Annotated in this window: 17 protein-coding genes; 8 read left to right on the top strand and 9 right to left on the bottom strand. The window is 61.3% G+C overall.

All coding sequences use genetic code 11. From position 1 onward, the window contains the following. Positions 1 to 36: 36 nt before the first annotated feature. The 3 genes from M2367_RS10175 to trxC all read right to left on the bottom strand — a co-directional run bounded on the left by M2367_RS10175 (position 37) and on the right by trxC (position 2,864). On the bottom strand, positions 37 to 591 hold the full coding sequence (locus M2367_RS10175) for a cytochrome b/b6 domain-containing protein (protein WP_259236798.1): 555 nt from the start codon (positions 589 to 591) through the stop codon (positions 37 to 39). 295 nt (positions 592 to 886) lie between these two features. Continuing rightward, positions 887 to 2,272, bottom strand: coding sequence for a DASS family sodium-coupled anion symporter (locus M2367_RS10170; protein ID WP_042044435.1), 1,386 nt, complete (start codon positions 2,270 to 2,272; stop codon positions 887 to 889). Positions 2,273 to 2,426: 154 nt separating this feature from the next. Beyond that, complete coding sequence (gene trxC / locus M2367_RS10165) at positions 2,427 to 2,864, bottom strand: thioredoxin TrxC (RefSeq protein WP_042044434.1); 438 nt, start codon at positions 2,862 to 2,864, stop codon at positions 2,427 to 2,429. A 133-nt stretch (positions 2,865 to 2,997) separates the two neighbouring features. On the opposite strand from trxC, the gene M2367_RS10160 reads away from it, so the two are divergent. The 3 genes from M2367_RS10160 to M2367_RS10150 all read left to right on the top strand — a co-directional run bounded on the left by M2367_RS10160 (position 2,998) and on the right by M2367_RS10150 (position 9,707). Then, positions 2,998 to 5,781, top strand: coding sequence for a response regulator (locus tag M2367_RS10160; protein WP_259236621.1), 2,784 nt, complete (start codon positions 2,998 to 3,000; stop codon positions 5,779 to 5,781). Positions 5,782 to 6,002: 221 nt separating this feature from the next. Next, positions 6,003 to 7,739, top strand: a complete 1,737-nt coding sequence (locus M2367_RS10155) for an ABC transporter transmembrane domain-containing protein (RefSeq protein ID WP_259236620.1) — start codon at positions 6,003 to 6,005, stop codon at positions 7,737 to 7,739. Positions 7,740 to 7,955: 216 nt separating this feature from the next. Next, positions 7,956 to 9,707, top strand: coding sequence for an ABC transporter transmembrane domain-containing protein (locus M2367_RS10150; RefSeq protein ID WP_259236619.1), 1,752 nt, complete (start codon positions 7,956 to 7,958; stop codon positions 9,705 to 9,707). 97 nt (positions 9,708 to 9,804) lie between these two features. Here the strand turns inward: M2367_RS10150 and M2367_RS10145 are convergent, their stop codons facing one another. Then, a complete protein-coding gene (locus tag M2367_RS10145) occupies positions 9,805 to 10,980 on the bottom strand; it encodes a hypothetical protein (protein ID WP_259236618.1) in 1,176 nt (391 codons plus the stop codon). A 314-nt stretch (positions 10,981 to 11,294) separates the two neighbouring features. Between M2367_RS10145 and M2367_RS10140 the strand changes: the two genes are divergently transcribed. Further along, positions 11,295 to 11,768: a PaaI family thioesterase gene (locus M2367_RS10140; RefSeq protein ID WP_042042323.1), complete on the top strand. Its 474-nt coding sequence runs from the start codon at positions 11,295 to 11,297 to the stop codon at positions 11,766 to 11,768. Positions 11,769 to 11,901: 133 nt separating this feature from the next. On the opposite strand, the gene ybcJ is transcribed toward M2367_RS10140, so the two are convergent. After that, positions 11,902 to 12,135, bottom strand: a complete 234-nt coding sequence (gene ybcJ / locus M2367_RS10135; protein ID WP_042042325.1) for a ribosome-associated protein YbcJ — start codon at positions 12,133 to 12,135, stop codon at positions 11,902 to 11,904. Between the two features lie 261 nt (positions 12,136 to 12,396). Between ybcJ and M2367_RS10130 the strand changes: the two genes are divergently transcribed. After that, a complete protein-coding gene (locus M2367_RS10130; RefSeq protein WP_224432801.1) occupies positions 12,397 to 12,960 on the top strand; it encodes a VC2662 family protein in 564 nt (187 codons plus the stop codon). A gap of 175 nt (positions 12,961 to 13,135) precedes the next feature. Beyond that, positions 13,136 to 13,891 (top strand): DUF429 domain-containing protein, encoded by a 756-nt coding sequence (locus M2367_RS10125; RefSeq protein ID WP_259236617.1) that lies wholly within the window; start codon positions 13,136 to 13,138, stop codon positions 13,889 to 13,891. A gap of 130 nt (positions 13,892 to 14,021) precedes the next feature. Here M2367_RS10125 and M2367_RS10120 read toward each other — a convergent pair whose 3' ends face one another. From M2367_RS10120 to M2367_RS10105, 4 genes are all read right to left on the bottom strand, one after another. Further along, a complete protein-coding gene (locus M2367_RS10120) occupies positions 14,022 to 14,846 on the bottom strand; it encodes an EamA family transporter (RefSeq protein ID WP_224432803.1) in 825 nt (274 codons plus the stop codon). 65 nt (positions 14,847 to 14,911) lie between these two features. Next, positions 14,912 to 16,660: a putative 2-aminoethylphosphonate ABC transporter permease subunit gene (locus M2367_RS10115; protein ID WP_259236616.1), complete on the bottom strand. Its 1,749-nt coding sequence runs from the start codon at positions 16,658 to 16,660 to the stop codon at positions 14,912 to 14,914. Next, positions 16,648 to 17,667, bottom strand: a complete 1,020-nt coding sequence (locus M2367_RS10110; protein WP_396021386.1) for an ABC transporter ATP-binding protein — start codon at positions 17,665 to 17,667, stop codon at positions 16,648 to 16,650. The genes M2367_RS10115 and M2367_RS10110 overlap by 13 nt, the downstream gene beginning before the upstream one ends. A 253-nt stretch (positions 17,668 to 17,920) precedes the next feature. Then, on the bottom strand, positions 17,921 to 18,925 hold the full coding sequence (locus tag M2367_RS10105; RefSeq protein WP_259236615.1) for a putative 2-aminoethylphosphonate ABC transporter substrate-binding protein: 1,005 nt from the start codon (positions 18,923 to 18,925) through the stop codon (positions 17,921 to 17,923). Positions 18,926 to 19,223: 298 nt separating this feature from the next. On the opposite strand from M2367_RS10105, the gene phnW reads away from it, so the two are divergent. Both phnW and phnX read left to right on the top strand, forming a co-directional pair. Continuing rightward, positions 19,224 to 20,327, top strand: coding sequence for a 2-aminoethylphosphonate--pyruvate transaminase (gene phnW, locus M2367_RS10100; protein ID WP_259236614.1), 1,104 nt, complete (start codon positions 19,224 to 19,226; stop codon positions 20,325 to 20,327). Positions 20,328 to 20,414: 87 nt separating this feature from the next. Next, a complete protein-coding gene (gene phnX, locus M2367_RS10095) occupies positions 20,415 to 21,242 on the top strand; it encodes a phosphonoacetaldehyde hydrolase (protein WP_259236613.1) in 828 nt (275 codons plus the stop codon). Positions 21,243 to 21,447: the final 205 nt, after the last annotated feature.

The following is a 21,447-nucleotide window of genomic DNA, read 5'->3' as shown; positions in this document are numbered from 1 at the left end:
GGGGTTTTTTTTATGCCATTGGCCAGGCAGCGTGCTTCAACGCTTGTCGGCAATCTCGGTCTCTGTCGGCACGCGCTTCTTACCCGTGACCATTGCCCTGATCAGATCACTCCGGGTCAGGCGATCGAGGGCAATGACCGCCAGCCCATGGATGAAGATGGCAATCTGCAGCGCCTTGGCGAAGATCTCGTGGAGTTCTTCGATGAGATCGTCACCAAACAGCTGTTCGTACCCCGTCATGATCCCGGTGACGGCGGTTCCCACCAGGCAGCCCAACAGCAGCAGTATCATCAAGGCACCGAGCGGATTGTGGCCGAGATAATAGGGGTGTTTCCCCTGCAAGGTCGCCTGCAGGTAACGGGTGATGCGGGCCGGGGTGGGAAACCACTGGGCAAATCGAGCGTAGTCAGCGCCGACAAGGCCCCACAGGATGCGCAGCAGCAACAAGCCAGCCAATGCGTACCCGACATAGCGATGATTGCGCTCTCCCTCTTCCAGAATGAACAGGTTGAGCAGGCAGAGCAGGACGGTGGCCCAATGGAAACCTCTGATCAGGGGATCCCATACCGCGATCTCATTGCTGCTTCCCATCGTGTTCGCCATGACATTCTCCTCTCGTTGTGATGCATCCAGATCCCTGGCGTGCCGCTGTCCGCATCATGAAGGCGCTTTCTTAAGGTCGCATTAAGGTCGATGGGAGACGGGTAGAAAGGAGGTAGCCAGGGATCCGTCATCGGGGTTGATACGGCCATGACGTGGTAAGGGGAGCAATCGACAGGGTCGGGGATGCCATAAGCAAAGCCCCGACGATGCGGGGCTTTGCTGTTCGTTCAAGGGTTCAGGGACGCTACCCGACCCGCCAGTACTGGCAGGCTCATGAGCCTGATCAGTGCAGTATGTCACCCATGAAGTACGCCAGCATGGTCAGAATGACGGTGAACACCAGGTTCAGCACCAGGCCGGCCCGCATCATCTCCCGCTGCTGGATATGACCGCTGGCGAAGACGATGGCATTGGGCGGGGTGGCGACCGGCAGCATGAAGGCGCAGGAGGCTCCGACGGCAATCAGTACCGACATGACGATGGGGGAGACACCCAGCGCCTCGGCCACGCCGGCGAACAGCGGCACCAGCAGGGCGGCGGTGGCGGTGTTGGAGACCAGCTCGGTCAGGAAGATCACGAAGGTGGCCAGACAGAGCAGGATGATAAAGATAGGCATGGTGGCGAGGGCGCTGGACAGGTGCTCGGCCAGGAAGGCGTTGGCACCGGTTTGCTTGAGGATCGCACTCAGGGTCAGGCCACCACCGAACAACAGCAGCACACCCCAGTCGGTGTTCTGGTTGATGTCGTCCCAGCTGGCGACCCGGCTGACGGCGATGGCCAGGATGGCGCCCATGGCGATCAGGGTATCAAATTGGGGAATGCCCCCCAGCGCCTTGGCGATGGGTTGCGATCCTATCCACAGCAGCACGGTGGCCAGGAAGATGAACAGGGTGGTCTTGCGCTGGCCAGTCCACTCGATGGTGACCTTCTCGGCACTGACCTGGTGGGCGAGGTTGGGGCGCACCACCAGATAGAGCAGACCAATGCCCACCGGCATGAAGATCAGCACCACGGGGATGCCGAACTTGAGCCAGTCGGTGAAGCCGAGGCCCATCTGGGCGGCGGCGATGGCATTGGGGGGGCTGCCGACCAGGGTGCCTATTCCGCCGATGCTGGCGCTGTAGGCCACCCCCAGCAGAACGAAGACCAGGGTACGGCGCTCTTTCTGGATATCGATGCCCTTGAGCATGCCGAGGGCGAGCGGCATCATCATGGCGGCGGTGGCGGTGTTGCTGATCCACATGGAGAGGGCGGCCGTGATGGTGAACAGCACGAGGGCGCCCCAGCCGAGGTGGCCCTTGGCAAGTTGCATCACCTTGGCGGCTATCTGGGTATCGAGCCCCTGCTTGGACAGGGCGGCGGCCAGTGCGAAACCGCCGAAGAAGAGGAACAGGACAGGGTTGGCAAAGTCGGTCAACGACTTGCTCATGTCGAACACCCCAAGCAGGGTGGCGAGTACCGGAATGGCGATCGCGGTGATGGTGATGTTGACCGCTTCGGTCAGCCAGAGGATGGCGATGAAGATCAGGATGCCGATCCCCTTGTTGACCATGGGTTCAAACGGGAGCCAGGCGAGCATGGCACAGAGCAGCAGGACGTCCAGGATGACAATCCCGGCCTTGATGTCCAGCCAGCGTGATGGGGCGGAAGGGGCGGCAGAGGTTTGCATGTTATGCTCTCGGTTAATTTATGGTTGTTGTTGTGTTGCCGAGGTTACGACTGTTGGGGCGTTTCAAACAGGGGGAGATCCCCAAATTTTGGAGGGGCTCACAGAGCTGTTCGCATCCCTCACAAAAATGAAACACAGCTGAAACAAAGGTGCATCAATCTGTGGTGGTTTTCTCGGCAAGCCACTGCTTGAACACCATCTTGGGGAGCGAGCCTGATTGCCTGGCGATCAGCGCACCCCGATGAAACAGCAGCAGGGTGGGAATAGTGCGAATGCCATAACGGGCAGCTATCTGGGGTTGCTGCTCGGTATCGAGTTTGACGAAGCGTATGTTGGGTTCGAGTTCGCGGGCCACCTCGGCAAAGACGGGGGCGAACTGCTGGCAGGGGCCACACCAGCTGGCCCAGCAATCGACCACGACGGGCAGATCGGACTGGATCAACAGATCGAAGTGGCTGCTGTCCCCCTCGACGGGGGTACGAGCAAACAGGGGCTGTTGGCAGCGGCCACATTTGGCATCGTTCTGCAATTTTGTGCTAGGCAGCCGATTGCGGGTCAGGCACTGGCTACAATAGGTGGTAATAGTTGTCATTGGGCGCTCCTCCTAGTCGTTATGTGTTGATTTAGCACATCCATTTCACTTTCAGGGCTCGCTGGCGCTAACATGGCAGCGCCTCGATATCTTCTGCCGGCGGGAGCACGTCATACATGAGAGTGAAAACGGGATGAATAGTAACACAAGGTCCAACCGCCTGATCTTATGTGTGGTCATCGCCACCCTGCTGCTGTTTAGCGGCTATTGCTGGCGCCTGCTCATTCAGCAGCAACGGGCTTTCGACTTGAGTGTGGCCGCCGAGATGATCCTCAATCGGGTCAATACCGACACCGTCTATCTGTTGGGGCACGAGCAAGCCAATGATGAACAGGTGCAACAACGCCTCGAACAACTCTCGGTCAATCTGGACAGGTTTGTGCGCAAAGTGCAGCAGGATCCGGATTCTGCTGGCAACTCATATGCCCAGGCGCTGCTTCAAAATGTTGAGCGCTATCTACTCGACTTGACCCGCCTCTCCTCCATGGAGATGGGGCTGTCGTATATAGAAAGGCCCTTCCAGCAGCAGTTGCAGACAGTGCTGAGGGAGGCCGATGCCAGTCTGCAGTTGGCCTTGCATAGCCTGGCGCAACAGGTTCATTACCTGAAACGCAACTGGGATCCTGCCGATCAAAAAGCCATCAACCAATTGCTGCAGCAGTTGGAGACGCACAGCGACAAGGTGCCGTCCCTGCGCAGTCTGATCTCGCTCACTCAGGATGTGACCGAGCAAGTTGCCGCCTACCATAAGCTGCGCAATCAGGTGATCGACATGCACGAGCTCGAGGGGCTGGTCGACTGGAAGCAGAACAAGATCCGGCAAGCATCTGAGCTCAAGAGCCGCTTCTTCCTGCTGGTGTTGGCCGGCGCCCTGATAAGTTTTGCCCTGGTGGCCCTGACCCTGTGGCGACGCAACCAGCGGCTGAGCGAACTCTCCCGGGAGACCGGACTGCTGGCCCAGGCCAAGAGTGATTTTCTGGCCAACATGAGCCACGAGATCCGCACCCCCATGAATGCCATCATCGGCTTCAGCACCCTGGCGCTGCAGACCCCCCTCAGCCAGCAACAGCGGGATTACCTTGGCAAAATAAAGTCCTCCTCAGACACCTTGCTGCTGCTCATCAACGACATTCTCGATTTGACCAAGGTGGAATCTGGCAAGCTGAGCCTGGAGGAGATCGATTTTGACCTGGCCGAGCAGATAGATTCCCTGGCGGGCATGTTCGCCGACCTGGCGGAGCGCAAGCAGGTCGAGGTGATCATCAACAAATCGGTGGCGGTGCCCGATTTTCTGCGTGGCGATCCCCTGCGCCTGGGGCAGGTATTGGTCAACCTGGTCAACAACGCCATCAAATTCACCGAACGTGGCGAGGTGGAGGTTGCCATTACCCTTGCCAGTGTCGATCCCATGCGGGTGCGTTTTAGCGTGCGTGATACCGGCATCGGCATCGCCGAGGAGAAGCAGGTTCAGCTATTCCAGCCCTTTACCCAGCTGGAGGCGGGCAATACCCGTAAATATGGGGGCTCGGGTCTTGGCCTCAATATCTCCCAGCGGCTGGTGGAGCTGATGGGCGGCAAGATCACGGTGCAGAGCAAGCCGGGGGCCGGCTCGTTGTTCCAGTTCGAGATCCCGATGCACAAGGCGCTCTATGGGGTTTCGGGGCGGCGGGTCTTCTTCGAGCAAGAGCCGCTCGTTCTGGTGATGGATGACAACGAGCTGGTGCTTGAGCTCATCAGCGGCATGCTGGGGCGCTCCGGGGCCAGAGTGATACAGGCCAACAGCGTCTCGCGGGCCCGGATGGTGCTGCGTGAAGAGGGTAATAACCTGCAACTGGCCATCTTTGACTGGCGAATGGGCCAGGAAGATGGCCTGGACCTGGCGCTGGAGATGAGTCAGCACAGTCAGTGGCGACTCATCCCCATTCTGATGACCAGCGCCTGGGCCAAGGAGGGGCTGCAGGTACGGATGGAGAGCATAGGCCTCAACCATTTCCTCGCCAAACCCATGACGGAGAACGCCTTGCTCGCCAAGGTGGATGAATTGCTCAATGGCAGCTCCTTCGACAGGCGGATGCGCCAGGCGGAGGTCCAGGGGGATCAGCAGAATTTCCATGACTTGCTCAAGGGCACCCGGGTGCTGTTGGCGGAAGACAACAGGGTCAATCAGCAGCTCATCCTCGAGTACCTCAAGCGGGTCGATGTGCAGGTGACTGTGGTCAGCAACGGGCGCGAGGCGGTGGAGCGGGTCGCCGAGCAGCCGTTCGATGTCATCCTGATGGATTTGCAAATGCCGGTGCTCGATGGGCTGGATGCGACTCGCCAGATCCGCAAGATGGTCGACAAGCACGATGTGCCCATCATCGCCCTCACCGCCAGTGCCATGCCCGGCGACCGGGAGCGTTGCCTGGGGGTCGGCATGAATGGCTATGTCACCAAACCGGTCAGCAAGCTGGATCTCTACAACAATCTGATCCAGTGGCTCAAGCAGGTACCGAGTGGTCAGGCTGTGGTGGTCAAGCCCCCCGAAACCATGGATTTACTGGATTTGCCCGATGCGCTGCATCGACTCGATCAGGACAGGGAGGCCCTGCAGATCCTGTTCAAATTGTTCATGTCGGAGCATAAAGATGACCTGTGGGAGATCCGCTCAGCCCTGCGCCGGCCAGCACCCAAGGTAGCGCTGGGGCTGTTGCACACCCTCAAGGGGGTATCGGCCAATATCTCTGCCAGGCGACTCAATCTGATCGCCGCCGAGCTCGAATGGCGGCTGCATCAGGAGGAGGAGCTCAGTGAACAGGACCTGGATCGCTTGCAACATATCTTCAGCCAGACCCGGGATAGGGTATCTCACTACTTGATGACGGGGGATGGCAAGGAGATGCTCGCCCATGGCGAGGGGCGGTTACCACGCTTTTAACCCGGCTGGACAGCCATGCAACGAGGGGCCTGATGGCCCCTCGTTGCTGACTGCTCCCCGCGCCAGCGTTGAGCAGGCGGGGCTCATCAAATGGCAATTATTCTCACGGCCGCCACTTCGCGCTATCATGTTGGCGCTGTGACCATGCCCGTTTGGGCATCATCTTCGCCCGCCATGCGGGCCCTTGCCTGTGGCACCGCCTTCATCATCAAGGATCCTGTGTGAGCGTATTTCTTCGTCTGGGTTGGTTTTTCAAGGAGCAGTGGCGACGTTATCTGATCGCCATCTCGCTGCTGGCCGTGGTGGCACTGCTGACGGCGATCCCGCCCAAGATAGTGGGCTGGGTCGTCGATGGCATCGGCAGTGGTCAACTCGATCAGACCAAACTGAACCAGTATCTGCTGGGCTTGCTTGGCCTTGGCGTCATCATCTATCTGCTGCGTTACGTCTGGCGGGTCATGCTGTTTGGCGCCTCTTACCGCCTCGCTTACGTGCTACGAAACCGGCTCTTCGTCCATTTCACCCGCATGAGCCCGGATTTCTACCAGCGCCATCGCACCGGGGATCTGATGGCCCACGCCACCAATGACATCCAGGCGGTGGAGATGACGGCGGGCGAGGGGGTGCTCACCCTGGTCGACTCCATCATGGTGGGGGCCCTGGTGCTTACCATCATGTGCAGCCAGTACTCCTGGCAGCTGACACTGCTTTCGTTATTGCCCCTGCCGGTGATGGCTTACTTCATGAACCGCTTTGGCAAGCAGATCTACAAGGCGTTCAAGTCGGCGCAGGGGGCCTTCTCCCGGCTCAACAACAAGACCCAGGAGGCACTCTCTGGAGTGCGGGTACTCAAGTCCTATGCGGTGGAGTCCCTCGAAGATGAGGGGTTTGCCGCCCTGACCCGGGAGGCGGGGGAGCGCAACATGGCGGTAGCGCGCATCGATGCCAAGTTCGATCCCGTCATCTATCTCTGCATCGGTTGCTCCTATTTCCTGGCGGTGGCTGGTGGCAGTGCCCTGGTGCTCAAAGGCGACATGACCCTGGGGGAACTGACCAGTTTTACCATGTATCTCGGTCAGCTCATTTGGCCCATGTTTGCCATTGCCTGGCTGTTCAACATCATAGAGCGGGGCAGCGCCGCCTACTCGCGTATCGAGCATCTGCTTGGGGAGCGGGGCGAGATCAACGAACCCGAGGTTCCCGTGCCCTTTACCGATGCCTTTCCGTTGCAGGCGCAGGCTCTGGAGTTTGCCTTGAAGGAGCGCACCTTGCTCGCCGATATCCAGTTCACCCTGACCGAGGGCGGCATGCTGGGTATCGTTGGCCGTACCGGCGCCGGCAAGAGCAGCCTGCTCAAGTTGTTGATGCGCCTTGCCAATCCGAGCTCAGGCACCATCAGCATGGGGGGAAGTCCCATCGATGGCTTATCGCTGGAGGTGCTGCGCAGCCAGTATGCCTATGTGCCGCAAGAGCCCTTCCTTTTTTCAACTACCATCGCCGCCAACATCGCCCTGGGCTGTCCCGAGGCGAGCCAGCAGGAGATTGAGCGGGTGGCGCGCATCGCCTGCGTGCACGATGACATAGTGCGCTTTGCCAAGGGATATCAGACCGAGGTGGGCGAGAAGGGGGTTACCCTCTCTGGCGGCCAGAAACAGCGGCTCGCCATCGCCCGCGCACTGCTGCTGGCGGCGCCCATATTGGTGCTCGACGACGCGCTCTCCGCGGTGGATGCCCATACCGAGCAGCAGATATTGATGGCCCTGAAAGCGCACCGACGTACCCTGATCCTGGTCAGCCACCGGATGACGGCGGTGGAGCAGGCCAACGAGATTTTGGTGCTCGACAAGGGGCACATCAGCGAGCGAGGCAGCCATGCGGCCTTGATGGCCCATGATGGCTGGTATGCGGACATGGTGCGCTACCAGCGTCTGGAGCATGACTTGGAGGAGAGCCTGTGAACGCGATGATGAAAGAGTGCCTCGCCATGTACGCTGTCCATGCGCAGGATTGCCATCTCAACAGGGGGCGCTATCAGCCTCTGGGGCAGGATGTGGAGGAGAGCCTGTGAACGCGATGATGAAAGAGTGCCTCACCATGTACGCTGTCCATGCGCAGGATTGCCATCTCAACAGGGTGCGCTACCAGCCTCTGGGACAGGATGTGGAGGAGAGCCTGTGAATCCGACCATTAAGCGACTGCTGGGTTATTGTGCGCAATATCCGGCCTGGCTGACCCAGGCGGGCATCTGCCTGCTGCTCGCCACCGGGGCCGAAGTGGCAGGCCCGCTCATCATCAAGCTGTTTATCGATGATTACCTGGCGCCGCGCAATCTTGATTGGCCGATGATTGCCACCCTGGGGGCCAGCTATCTGGGGCTGCAACTGCTCTCGGCCGCCGGTTTCTATCTGCAATCCTTGCGCTTCAATCGCATCGCCCAAGGGGTGGTACAGCGCCTGCGCGAACAGGTATTTGCCACCGCCATCCGCCTGCCCGCCAGCTATTTTGATACGCATCGCTCGGGGTCGCTCATCTCGCGCATCACCAACGACACTGAGGCCATCATGAACCTCTATGTCCAGGTGATAGGCCTGCTGGTGCAGAAGCTGGTGCTGCTGTGCGGCATCCTCATTTCGATGGCGTTGCTGGACGTGCGGCTGATGCTGGTGTGTGCGGCGTTGCTACCGGCCGTGGGGGCGGTGATGTGGCTCTACCAGCGGTTAAGTGTGCCCGTGGTGCGCGAGACCCGCAGCCTGCTGTCGGACATCAACAGCCGACTCAACGAATCCCTGCAGGGGATGCCCGTCATCCAGGCCATGGTGCAGGAGGTGCGCTTTGCCAACCAGTTTGCCGAAGTAAACCAGCGCCACTGGGCGGCGCGGCTCAAGAGCCTCAAGATCAACGGCATACTGCTGCGCCCTCTCATCGATCTCTTCTACATGATGGTGCTCATCGGTCTGCTGGCGCTCTTTGCCCATGAAGGGGCCAGTGTGGGGGGGGCCATTCAGGTGGGGGTGCTCTATGCCTTCATCAGCTATCTGGGGCGCATGATAGAGCCGCTCATCGAGATGACCAACCAGCTCAACCAGTTGCAGCAAGCCATGGTCGCGGGGGAACGGGTGTTCGCCCTGCTCGATGAGGGACGAGAGAGTACCGAGGGCGCGGTTGTTCCCCTGGCTGGCCGAGTGAGCTTCCAGGAGGTGGATTTCTCCTACGATGGCCAGCAGCCCGTGCTGCAGGGGGTGGGTTTCACCGTCTCCCCTGGCCAGATGCTGGCGCTGGTGGGCCACACTGGCAGCGGCAAATCCACCATCATCAGCCTGCTGATGGGGTTTTACCCCATAGGGCGCGGCGAGATCCGCTTTGATGACAGCCCCCTGGCCAAGCTGTCACTGGCGGCGGTGCGGCGCAGCATAGGTCTGGTGCAGCAAGATCCCTTCATCTTCGTCGGCACCCTGGCCGAGAACTTGCGGCTGGGCCGCGATGGCATTGATGAGGCGAGGCTCTGGCAGGCCCTGGGTGAGGTACAGCTGGCCGAGTTCGTGGCCCAATTGCCCGATGGAATAGAGACCCAGCTGGAAGAGGGGGGCAAGAACCTCTCCGCCGGTCAGCGTCAGCTGCTCTCCTTTGCCCGGGCCCTGGTGGGGGATCCCCGTATTCTCATCCTGGATGAGGCGACGGCGAGTGTGGACTCCCAGACCGAGCTGGCCCTCTCCAAGGCGCTGGCGGCGGCGCGTCGGGGGCGCACCACCATCGCGATTGCCCACCGGCTCTCCACCATAGTGGATGCCGACGAGATCCTGCTGCTCACGCGCGGCCAGGTGAGTGAACGTGGCAGCCACCAGAGGCTGATGGCCCAGCAAGGCCACTATGCCCAGCTGTTCGAGATGCAGAGCCAGGGGGCCTGGCTCGAAGAGAAGCGGGCCTGAATCTTGGTTCAGGCAACATGCCAGCAATAAAACAGTCGGCCTTGGCCGACTGTTTGTTTAGGTGCTGTGTTTTGTTTAGGTGCTGTGTTGCGACGGATTACACTTTTGCCTTGCTGCGCTGCTCCAGCTTGGGTTGCTGGGGCGGGAAGTCATCGTTGAAGAAGGTGTCGGCCTCTTCAATTTGTGCCTTGCGCTGCTTCTGAATGAAGGCGTCGAAATCCTTCTTGATCTCGGGATCCTTGAGCGCTTCGTAGTCGAACACGTTGGCGGCGTAGAGATAGTTGAAGTAGATATCGACAAATTCGGCGCTGGCACAGGCCGAGGTGAACTTGCTGTTCTGCCTGTCGAAGTTGATGCGGTACTGCTTGATCTTCGGCACATAGACCAGCTCGGTGCCTACCTTGAAGACTTCCACCGTGATCCCGACGGTGATGGTCTTGTAGAAGTCCTTGTTGTTCTCCACCCCGAAGCGGATGGCATCCCCCTGTTTTTCCAGGAACTTGTTGAAGCTGGCCAGGGCGCTGGTGCCCTGACTCACCACCACATCCATGATGAAGTTGATGAAGTCGGTGGCGATGCTGAGCCCCTTGATATGGCGGCTGTAGCTCTGCTGGTCGATCTTGCTTGGCCCCATCAAAGGTATCTTGGAGAGCGCCAGGGCCCAGAGGTCGGCATCTGTCTTGTATTGCTCGCCATAGGCTTCTGCGTAGCGGTTGATGTAAGAGGTGACCACCGAGGTGATGGCGATGAGATACGCCTTCTGCTCGGCCAGCTTGGCCATGACGGCGGGGTCGGTCAGCAGCTCGTTGGCCACGATGAACTCGACCAGGCCATCCTTGTCGGCATAGGGATCGTTGCCGACCGACTTGCTCTGGGCCAGACGCGCGTCACCGAAGAAGACATTGGCCTCGGCGAACTGATCGCGGGTATTGAGGCGGTTGGCACTGGCTTCGGGCAGCAGGCGGCAGAGCACCAACTCGGCACTGTAGTCCGACTCGCGCAGGGTAAATTGGATCTGATTGCCGAAGGTCTTCTTATAGGCATGATTGAAGTCGATCAGCACCGAGTTGCAGCCGCAGTCCATGGCGAAATCCACCGAGTAGCTCAGGGGGCCGGAGGGCAATGGCTTGCTCATCCGGCCCTTGACAGACAGGTTTGCATAACACTTGAGGTACTCCTTGCCAAAGAGCTCGTAGGCACGATTGTTGTTGAAATCCAAAGAGAAGGTACCTGCGCTCTCACCGCCATTGAACAACTGTTTATCGTTACTCATCTCTATATCCTTTTAAAGAAAATGGACCCTGTGATTGACCCTGGCTGACCTGCCCAGCTCAGGGCCTGAAGAGCCTAGTGGCGGAAAGAGCAGAACGTTACTGTTATATATGTCAGTTGTGGCCCTGTCGGGCTGAACTAGTGGGGCTGGATGAGGTTAAAAGAGGGCGGTTTCAGGGCGTTAGCAGGTCGATGTCGAGGGGTAAGAAGTCGGTTGAGGGGAAAATAACCTCAATGAGGGGGATATCTGCCCTTGAATCTGAATTGTCATACAGGCAACATCTCGTTCACACCCACTCATCGGATCAGTTAGCAATGGACCTGCAACGCCTCAAGGCCAACCTTGGCCTGCGCCTCTTCGCCTGGCGCTATATCCCTCTCATCGGCTTCTGTGGCCCCGTCATCGAACAGATGGATGAACGCGCCCTGCGCATTCGCATGCCCCTTGGCTGGCGTACCCGCAATCATCTGGGCAGCATGTATTTTGGCGCCTTGGCAACCGGCGCCGATCTGGTGGGTGGGCTGCTGGTGATGGAGAAGGGGCGGGCAAGGGGCAAGAAGGTACATTTTGCCTTCAAGGATGTGCAGGGAGACTTCCTCAAGCGTCCCGAGGGGGATGTGCAGTTTGACTGCGCAGCCGGCGAAGCGATTGACGCCATGATTGACGCCTCCCTGGCCAGCGGCCAGCGTATCAACCGGCCTATCGAGGTGGTGGCCAGTTGTCCTTCACTCAGCGGTGATGAGCCAGTGGCGCGCTTCGTGCTGACCTTGTCAATCAAGGCCAGTTAGCGAGCAGGGTTGCCGCGAAGAGGGCCCATCGGGTGTCGAGGCAATGAAAGATACTCGGCCGATGGCGTCACCAGGGAGATCAAGAAAAGCTCGGACAGATGCCGCCAGCGGGCGCTGACGGCAGGCTGGGGGATTACGCTATCACCGGGCTCAGGCCAGCCTTGACCACCACCTTGCTGCCATTGAAGTTCACCACCTGCTCGGCCACTATCTTGCAGCGCTTGCGCGTCTCTACTTGTCCATCCACCTCGACCAGGCCTTCGGCAACCAGTGCCTTGGCGGCGCCGCCGCAATCGGCCCACCCCTGGTGTTTGATCAGATCGCACAGGGCAACGAAGGGGTGGCCTTCCAGCAGAAACGTCTCCATGGGAACTTCCTCTATTTATGATGCATAAGCGCAGGGCGGCCATTTTAGGCAGTTAACCTCCACATGGAAAGGGTTAGCCGCATCGATGCCATGATTGGGAGGAACTGAGGGGCCCGGTTCACCATAGCGGCGAGTGTCGCGCGTCGCAGGGTTGGTGGTGCGGGGTTCGACCAGACTGGTCGCAGCGCAGTCGGGGTGGGCTCGTGTCCCGGATGCCAGCTTGCTAGGCTAGCAACCCAGATCCTGCGCCAAGGAGTGCCCATGAACAAGCTGACCACACTGATTGCCTGCTCCACCCTGACCCTCGCCGGGGTGGCCGAGGCGGCCACCCCCATTCAGATCTCCCTGCCCGGCATCAACCTGCCCGCCTCCCAGCAGGTAGAAGGGGCGCGCGCCTCCTTGCTCTATGGTCGCACCGCCTCTGTGAAGGGCCTCGACCTGCCGGTGTTTGCCTTGTCGGATGTCAACAACTTCACCGGTTTGCAGCTGGGTGTTTTCTTTGGCGCAGGCCGGGTGCGCAATCAGTTCAACGGTGTTGCCATCAACGCCCTCAACTGGCATGACGGTCAGGACAGGGGCGTGAACCTGGGTTTTGTCAACCTGACCAATAATGTGCAAGGCCTCAACTGGGGGGCGGTCAACATCGCCCGTGGCAATGCCCTGGCCAACGTCGGTTTCGTCAACTATGCCGAACGAACCACCTTCCAGATAGGCTTCATCAATGCCACCAAGCACCTGGATGGTCTGCAGATTGGCCTGGCCAACTACGCCGAGAATGGCATCTTCCCCATCTTGCCCCTGATCAATTTCAAGAAATCCTTCTGATAGCACGCCGTCATCCCTTTATGAATGGCGGCGTCCTGTTTACCCTGTGCCCCTTCAGATCACCCATGAGGGAGCCTGGCCTATGAGCCCGAATACAGAGCGAAACATGATGGATAACGAGGGGGAGTCTGTGGCCTCGCACGGAGATGAGCATCACTCTCATATGGCACCAGACATGCTTCCTTGGCATCACTGGGATGCCATCGGCATTGGCTGGGATGTTCGTGGCTGGCAGGGCAAAGCCCAGGCGGTGGCACTGGCGGGATGGCGCCGGGAGGATGACAGCCTGCACTGGCTCGGGGTCTCGCCGCTGTTTCGGCTCAGTTCACGGGGGGTACCTGATATCTTTTCGTTACTGATGCCGTTGCTCAAAAGCAAGGCAGGTTGCGATGAGTTGCTGAGTCACCCCCGTTTCGCCTTGGGAATGGATGCGCCACTCGCCTTTCCCCGAGGGTTTACTGCTTTGCTTCGGGGGGAGGTGCAGCAGATCGCCATTCCGGCGCGGGAGATAGACAACCCCTATGCCTATCGTGACTGCGAGCGCTGGCTCCATGAACGCTATGGCAAGAAGCCACTCTCGGCGAGTTTCGACAGGCTTGGCAACAATGCCACTCTGGCGTTGGCCATGGCTCCGGCCCTGACCCCGTTACAGCGGGTGCCACAGCAGGTCCCTGCGGCACCTCGGGCGCTGCTCGAGGTCTATCCCGCCCTGGCCAAGCAAGGGGGCAGGGCATCCTGCGCCCGTCCCGAGATCCATCTCCTCCTGCCCAAGACGCTGCAGCCGGGCACGGATCAATATGACGCCGCCCTCTGTGCCCTGATGGCGCTGCAATATGCTGCCGGGGATAAAGTGAAAGCATTGCCTCCCTTGCAAGGCCCCCCTGCCGATTTTCCCCTGGACGAGGGGTGGATCTACCATTTCGTTCCCTGATCGGGCGTGCTCAGACCACACCTGGATCGTGGCGGAGGATTTCTGGCTAAGCGGGATAGACTCAAAAGCGCAGATCAATGCACTCAGCTATCAGATCGCACAACGCGCTGTGCAAGGTTCGCACTCGCCTTCAACCTAGCCGCAGCAGCAAGACACCGCCAAGCAGGGTGAGGGCGGCCAGCCATTTGCCACGGCCGAGGCGCTCTTGAAAACAAAGGGCGCCAATCAGGAAGGAGATGAGGATGCCGCTCTCGCGCAGGGCGCTGACCTGCGCCAGAGGCGCCTGGGTCATGGCCCACACCACGATGGCGTAAGCCAGGGTCGAGCAGGCGCCCCCCAGCAGGGCGAGCCACCAGCCCCGCCTCAATATCGGCCAGATCGCCCCCCCGAGGGCCCGGCGTGCCAGCGCCAGCATCAGCCCCCCCTCCAGAGTCACCAACCAGAGCACATAGGCCACCGGCTGACCGCCGCTGGCCCGGGCCCCCATGCCATCGACCAGGGTGTAGCAGGCGATGAGGCAGGCGCACTGCCAGGGACTGGGATCCCCCCTGTTCATTCCCTTGAGTCCAAGCAGGATCAGTGCGGCGGCGATGAGGGCGATGCCCGCCAGTGCCGTTCCTTGCGGCATGCCTTCGAGCAGCAGCGAGGGGATGAACAGCAGCAGGATGGCGCCGCCGCGCATCAGGGTATAGCTCTGGGCCAGGGAGCCAGCCCCATAGGCGCGGGCCAGCAGCTGGTAATAACCGACGTGGAGCAGGGCCGAAACCAGCAGAAAAGGCCAGGCGGCCGGGGCGGGCAGGGGCAGCCATGGCAACAGGGGCAGGGCGATGATGGCGCAACCCTGGCTGACCAGCAGCGTCATGGCGCCCTTGTCGCGGGCGCCCTTGATCAGGGCATTCCAGCTTACATGCAGCAGTGCTGAGCCGAGAACCAGGCTAAAGACGAGGGGGGACATAGGACTCCAATGTACTCAGTGAGACGGACAGGGCCAACTGGCCCTGTCTCTTGCTTGCCCTTGATTCAGCGCTGACGCCAGCGCTGGGTACGCAGCCCAAGGCAGTGTGACAGCAGGAAATAGACTCCCTTGGCCGCCATGGCGGTGAACAGCAGGAGCACGGCCATGGCGGCTGCGCTGCCGGTCTGGCCTGCATCGTCCAGATTGAGGATGGCGATGGCGGCGGGCAGGGTATCGGGGGAGTAGAGGAAGACCAGGGCCGAGGTGGTGGTCAGGGCATTGACGAACAGATAGATGGCGACATCGAGCAGGGCCGGGCTGCACACCGGCAGCGTGATGCGCCAGAAGGTGAGGTAGCGGGGCAGCTTGAGGGAGCTGGCCACCGTCTCTATCTCGCTCGGCATCTGCTTGAGGGCGGCCTGCATCGTCATCTGGCCGACCGTGTAGTAGTGACACAGGGAGTTGATGACGAGCAGGGTCATGGTGCCGTAGAGCAGAGCGAGGGGGTTGCCTGGCTGGTTGAAGAAGAAGATGTAACCCAGCCCCAGCACCATGCCGGGTACCGCCATGGGCAGCAACCCCAGCAGACTGATGAGGCGGCGCAGCCAGCCAAAGCCATCCCCCTTCTCCACCAGATAGCTGCCCAGCATCACCAGGGCACTGCCAAACAGGGCGACCCCGGCCGCCAGGGTGAGGGAGTTGAACCAGGGCTGCCAGCCATAGGGGGTGGTGCTGGCAAAATCATAATGACGCAGGCTGAGGGTCAGATCCCAGGGCCAGAAGCTGATCAGGGAGCCATAGATGGCGACCCCTATCAGAGTGACGATGAAGAGGGCGATGAGAGAGCAGAAGATCAGGCAGCAGCCGTCACGCAGCTTGTGGGGGGCGGGGCGGTAAATGACGGCGTTGCTGGCAAGCTGCCCCCGCTGGCGACGGGCGAGCCAGCGATCCAGGCCGAAGGCGAGCAGGGCGGGCAGCAGCAGGAAGACGCTGGTGACCGCGCCCATGGTGAAGTTCTGCTGGCCGACCACCTGCTTGAAGATATCGGTGGCGAGCAGGGAGTATTGACCCCCGATCACCTTGGCAACGGCAAAGTCGCATACCGCCAGGGTGAACACCAGCACCAGGGCACTGAGGATGCCATAACGGGCATTGGTCAGGGTGATGAGCAAGAAACGGCGCCAGCTTGGCAGCTTGAGCACCCGGGCTGCCTCGTAGAGACGCGCATCCGCTGTGCTCAGGGTGGTGCAAAGCAGCATGAGGGCATGGGGAAAACACCAGAAACCCAGGCCGAGCAGTATGCCGATGGGGCCATAGATGGACTCCCCCATCAGCCAGGATTTAAGCATGCCCTGGTTGCCAAACAGATAGATGAGGCTGATGGCGGGCAGCAGGGAGGGGGCCAGGATAGGCAGGTTAGCCAAGAGGCGAAACCATCGCCGCCCCGGCATGCAGCTGCGGGTCAGGGCGAAGGCGTAGCCGAAGGCGAGCAGCACCACCCCGGCGCTCACCGTCAGCCCGATCAAGAGGGTGTGACCGGCGGAGGCGCGCAGCTGGGGAGAGGCGAGATAGTGCTGAAAGTTGGCCAGGCCGACGAACTGGCCGTTGCCGTCCTGCACGCTCTTTTGCAGCATGGCCAGCAGGGGGGCGGCCAGCCCCAGCAGCAGGAAGAGGCTGACGGCGAGCAGCAGGGCCAGAGTCAGCAGGCGATCCGCACGCCACTGGGACCGGGCAAGCAGGGAGAGGGTCGGCATGGGGACTCCGAACAGGCACAGAGGCTCAGACTGGGGGTGGGGGGAGTTCAGGCGTGGCATGTGGGCTCCGGGCGGAAGTGATGCAGCTGATCCCGGGGGATCTCCAGGTGCAGGCGGCGGCCAGGGGCGAGATCCAGCGCCGCGAGCTCCCGCAATGGCACATTGACCTGCAGCGGTTCGGTCAGGGCGGGGTGATGGCAGGCGACCCGCATGTGATTGCCCTGGAAGGCGCAGTCCGAAATCTCGACCGGCAGTTGTCCCCCCAAAGATGAGAGGCGCAGCGCCTCGGGACGAATGCCGAGTTCGCCGCCTATCCCTTCCCCCGGACAGGCGAGCAGGCCTGGCAGGAAGTTCATCTGGCCGACGAAGTTGGCGACGAAGCGGCTGGCCGGGGCCCGGTAGATCTCCTCCGGGGTGCCGAACTGTTCGATGCGCCCGGCGTTCATCACCAGGATGCGATCGGCCATGGTCAGTGCCTCCTCCTGATCATGGGTCACCATGATGGTGGTGATGCCAAGGCGCCGTTGCAGGCGCTTGATCTCGTCGCGCAGATGCACGCGCACCTTGGCATCCAGGGCCGAGAGCGGCTCGTCGAGCAGCAAGAGGCCGGGGGAGAGGATCAACGCCCGGGCCAGGGCGACCCGCTGCTGCTGGCCGCCGGAGAGCTGGGCCGGGTACTTGTCTTTGGCCGCCTCCAGATGGACCAGGGCCAGCCACTCGGCGACCCGGGTGGCGATGGTCTGGCTCGGCAGCTTCTGCTGGCGCAGGCCGATGGCGATGTTTTCGGTCACCGTCAAGTTGGGAAACAGGGCATAGGACTGGAAGACGATGCCAAAATCGCGGGCCTCGGGGGGGAGCAGGGTGACATCCTGGCCCCCCTGGCGAATGGTGCCGCTGCTCGGGGTCTCCAGCCCGGCGATCATCCGCAGCATGGTGGTCTTGCCGCAGCCGGAGGGGCCGAGGAAGCAGACGAACTCCCCCGCCTCGATGGCCAGGGAGAGGGGGTTGACGGCGGTGAAGCCATCGAAGTGCTTGGAGAGATGTTCGAGTTGCAGATAGGCGCTCATCAGAGGACTCCTTCTTGGTGTAGACCAGATTATCCCGTCGTCAGATTGCAGCTTGATGACAATGGCGGCGAGGGAGAAAAAGGGGCGAGTCCCGGCAACGTCAGCGGCGCCCTTGGGCGCCGCTGTTGCTTTATCTTCGATCCGGCCGCTCTGCCGCCTGCCGGTGGGGATCACAGTCGTGGGGCAACCCTGATCAAGGGGCGCCGAACTCGGACTTACCGCGGAGTGACAGAGCCAGTTGACCCGATGCGGATCACTGGGCCTCGGACTTGCCATCGAAGCGGCTGCTCCAGTCGGCGAGGATCTGGCCACGTTCCCTGGCCATCTTGGCGAAGTCGAGGGGGATCATAGCCTGCTTCACGTCCGGGTAGTTGGGCACAGGTTTGCTCAGGGCTGCGATGCCGACCACGGGGTAGTTCTGGCTATAGAGGCGGTTGGCGCTCTCGCCGATGGACCAGTCAACCAGCGCCTTGGCGGCGGCGGATTGATCATTGACCAGGGCCACGGATTCGGTATCCCAGCCGATGCCGCCCTTGGGCAGGATCACGCTGATGGGGGCGCCCTGAGTCTTGAGTTTGGCTCCCCGCAGGCTCATGGAGATGCCCGCCAGCACCTCGCCCTGGGCCGCCTGCACGCAGGGCTTGGAGCCCGAGTGGGTGTACTGGGCTATGTTGCCGTGCAATTTCTCCATGTAGGCCCAGCCCTTGTCATCCCCCAGGCTCTGCAACCAGGCGGCGACCATCATGAAGCCGGTGCCGGAGGAGGCGGGATTGGGCATGGCAATTTTTCCTTTGAACTCGGGCTTGAGCAGATCGTCCCAGCTGGTGGGGGCCGGGATGCCGAGGGATTTGCCCATGGCCTCGTTGAAGCAGACGGCGTTGAAGAAGGCGTCGTTGCCATACCAGGCCGGGTTCGCCTCCGGGTCGCGCAAGCCCGGATCCAGGGCCTCGGCCCCGACGGGATGGTAGGGCTTGATCACCCCCTCCTGTTTGAGCAGGGCGAGGGAGGATCCCGCCAGTCCCCACACCACATCGGCCTGGGGCCGCGCCTTCTCGGCCAGCAGCTTGGCGGTGATGACCCCGGTGGAGTCGCGCACCCACTTGATCTCGATGTCGGGGTGGGCCTGTTCGAAGGCCTGCTGATAGGGACCCATGATGTCGGTCTCAAATGCCGTGTAGACGGTCAACACCTCCTTGGCGTGGGCGGTCGTGGCGAGGGTCATCATGCCCAGCAGGGCGGCGAGCTTGGTCATCTTCATCGAACTTTCCCTATTGCGGTGGAGTGGGGAGACTGGAGCGGGAGACCCGCGCCACCAATCTGGTTCATACCAGATGGTTGGATTGGCATGCTAGGAAGGAAAAATGACGGCTGGATGACGATGCGATGGCAATCCTGTGACTCTTGCTGGCCAGTAATAGCTGGCCGTGACTGGGCTATATGAAGCTTTGATGAAGATTGCAGCTGGGCGCTTTACCCCCGCAAGTGGCCCTCATACCATGGCGCTTAATGGTATAGACCAGAGTGAATTGCCCACTAGCTGCCGACGATGAGGCCATATGAACAAGGACAATCCCTACCTGCTGCTGACCCCGGGTCCGCTCTCTACCTCCCGCACCGTGCGTGAAGCCATGCTCAAGGATTGGTGTACCTGGGACGACGACTACAACCTGGGGGTGGTGCAGGCCATCCGTGCCCGGCTGGAGGCCCTGACCGGCTACCCGGATCTTTACAGCAGCGTCTTGATGCAGGGATCGGGTACCGCCAGCGTCGAGGCCTGCCTGGGCAGCGTGATCGGCCAGAACCACAAGTTGTTGATCGTCGACAACGGCGCCTATGGGGCCCGCATGGTCGAGATAGCACGCAGACTAAACCTACTCCATCGGGTCTACCATCTGGACGAATGTCAGCCAGCCGACCCTCAGGAGCTGGCCCGCCTGCTGGCCGAGGATGACACCATCAGCCATGTGGCCATGGTGCACTGCGAGACCACCACTGGCCTGCTCAACCCCCTGGAGGCTGTTGGCCGGGTGGTGCAGCAGGCGAGGCGCTGCTTCATCGTCGATGCCATGTCTAGCTTTGGCGGCATTCCCATCGATTTTCAGCGCGCCGGTATCGACTTTCTGATCAGCTCGGCCAACAAGTGCATCCAGGGTGTGCCCGGTTTTGGTCTGGTATTGGCCAGACGCAGCCGGTTGCTGGCCTGCGAGGGGCTTGCCCGCTCCCTCTCCCTGGATCTGTTCGACCAGTGGCGAGTGATGGAGCAGGGGGGTGGCAAGTGGCGCTTCACCAGCCCGACCCATGTGGTGCGCGCCTTTTATCAGGCACTGCTGGAGCTTGAGCAGGAGGGGGGGGTAACCGCTCGTCATGCCCGCTATTGCGAGAACCAGCGTCGTCTGGTGGCCGGTATGGCGGCCCTGGGGTTCCAGCCCCTGCTCGCTGCGGCGAAGATGTCCCCCATCATCACCGCTTTCCTGGCCCCGACTGCGCCCTACGACTTCAAACGCTTCTATGAGCGGCTCAAGGGGGCTGGGTTTGTCATCTATCCGGGCAAGGTCTCCCAGGCCGACTGTTTTCGCATCGGCAACATAGGAGAAGTCTATCCCGCTGACATAGATCGCCTGCTGGTCGCCGTGGCCGCCAACTGTGACTGGCAGGCCTGATCAGGCCACCGGGGCGCCCCCTGATGTCAGGCATCCCATGCCATGCACCACCCATGACGGCAAGGCCACCCTTGCCAGGAGAGCACAATGAACAAGCAGTCAGTGAACAAGCAAGTGGAAGCCGTGATCCTCGATTGGGCCGGCACCGTGGTCGACTTTGGCTCCTTTGCCCCGACCAGCATCTTCGTCGAGGCCTTCGCCCGCGCCTATGAATTCGAGGTGACCCTGGCCGAGGCCAGGGTGCCCATGGGTCTTGGCAAGTGGGATCACATCCAGGCCCTGGGCCGCCTGCCTGAAGTGGATGCGCGCTGGCGCGCCCGCTTTGGTCATTCCATGAGCGAGGCCGAGGTCGATACCCTCTATCACACCTTCATGCCGTTGCAGCGGGCCAAGGTGGCCGAGTTCGCCGAGCCCATCCCGGGAGCCCTGGCCACCATCGCCTGGCTGAGGGAGCGGGGCATCAAGATAGGCTCCTGCTCCGGCTACCCGAGAACCGTGATGGAGGCCCTGCTGCCCGCCGCCGCGGACGCGGGTTACCGCCCGGATCATGTGGTGGCCACCGACGATCTGCCCGCAGGGGGCAGGCCCGGCCCCTGGATGGCGCTTGCCAACGTCAATGCCCTGGGAGTGGGCTCGGTGCAGGCCTGCATCAAGGTGGACGATGCGGCTCCCGGCATAGAGGAGGGGATCAACGCCGGCATGTGGACTGTCGGCCTGACTCTCTCCGGCAACGAGGCGGGTCTCACCCTGGCCCAATATCAGGCCGCCAGCCCGGAGACCCTGGCCGTGTGCCGCGCCAAGGCGGCCCCCAGACTACAGCAGGCGGGGGCCCATTTTCTTATTGATACCTTGGCCGACTTGCCCGCCGTGGTGGAAGAGATCAATCGCCGATTGGGGGCGGGGGAGAAACCCTGAGCCATCGTCACATCAGCGTGTCAGATGCGACAAGAGGCCCGCGATGCGGGCCTCACTGCCTGAGGGAACAATGGCGGTCTGCGGATGCTGCGGATGCTGCGGATGCTGCGGATGCTGCGCATGCAAACAGGCCGCTGCGTCCCATGACTTGGCCCGGTGGGCGCCCCGCCTGCGACGCACACTCCCTCATGGGCTTAGTGCTCTG

It is taken from the genome of Aeromonas sp. BIGb0445, from assembly GCF_024809075.1.
Lineage (GTDB): Bacteria > Pseudomonadota > Gammaproteobacteria > Enterobacterales > Aeromonadaceae > Aeromonas > Aeromonas rivuli.
The sequence above is the reverse complement of the archived record's forward strand: the minus strand, read 5'-3'. Positions and strand labels throughout refer to the sequence as shown.

Bases quoted from the DNA above. Each gene is read 5' to 3' on its own strand.
- M2367_RS10175 (WP_259236798.1), bottom strand. From the start codon at position 591: ATGGGAAGCAGCAATGAGATCGCGGTATGGGATCCCCTGATCAGAGGT.
- M2367_RS10115 (WP_259236616.1), bottom strand. From the start codon at position 16,660: ATGCCACGCCTGAACTCCCCCCACCCCCAGTCTGAGCCTCTGTGCCTG.
- M2367_RS10130 (WP_224432801.1), top strand. From the start codon at position 12,397: ATGAACAAGCTGACCACACTGATTGCCTGCTCCACCCTGACCCTCGCC.
- M2367_RS10120 (WP_224432803.1), bottom strand. From the start codon at position 14,846: ATGTCCCCCCTCGTCTTTAGCCTGGTTCTCGGCTCAGCACTGCTGCAT.
- M2367_RS10125 (WP_259236617.1), top strand. From the start codon at position 13,136: ATGCTTCCTTGGCATCACTGGGATGCCATCGGCATTGGCTGGGATGTT.
- M2367_RS10140 (WP_042042323.1), top strand. From the start codon at position 11,295: ATGGACCTGCAACGCCTCAAGGCCAACCTTGGCCTGCGCCTCTTCGCC.
- M2367_RS10105 (WP_259236615.1), bottom strand. From the start codon at position 18,925: ATGAAGATGACCAAGCTCGCCGCCCTGCTGGGCATGATGACCCTCGCC.
- M2367_RS10110 (WP_396021386.1), bottom strand. From the start codon at position 17,667: ATGAGCGCCTATCTGCAACTCGAACATCTCTCCAAGCACTTCGATGGC.
- phnX (WP_259236613.1), top strand. From the start codon at position 20,415: ATGAACAAGCAGTCAGTGAACAAGCAAGTGGAAGCCGTGATCCTCGAT.
- ybcJ (WP_042042325.1), bottom strand. From the start codon at position 12,135: ATGGAGACGTTTCTGCTGGAAGGCCACCCCTTCGTTGCCCTGTGCGAT.
- M2367_RS10145 (WP_259236618.1), bottom strand. From the start codon at position 10,980: ATGAGTAACGATAAACAGTTGTTCAATGGCGGTGAGAGCGCAGGTACC.
- trxC (WP_042044434.1), bottom strand. From the start codon at position 2,864: ATGACAACTATTACCACCTATTGTAGCCAGTGCCTGACCCGCAATCGG.
- phnW (WP_259236614.1), top strand. From the start codon at position 19,224: ATGAACAAGGACAATCCCTACCTGCTGCTGACCCCGGGTCCGCTCTCT.
- M2367_RS10160 (WP_259236621.1), top strand. From the start codon at position 2,998: ATGAATAGTAACACAAGGTCCAACCGCCTGATCTTATGTGTGGTCATC.
- M2367_RS10170 (WP_042044435.1), bottom strand. From the start codon at position 2,272: ATGCAAACCTCTGCCGCCCCTTCCGCCCCATCACGCTGGCTGGACATC.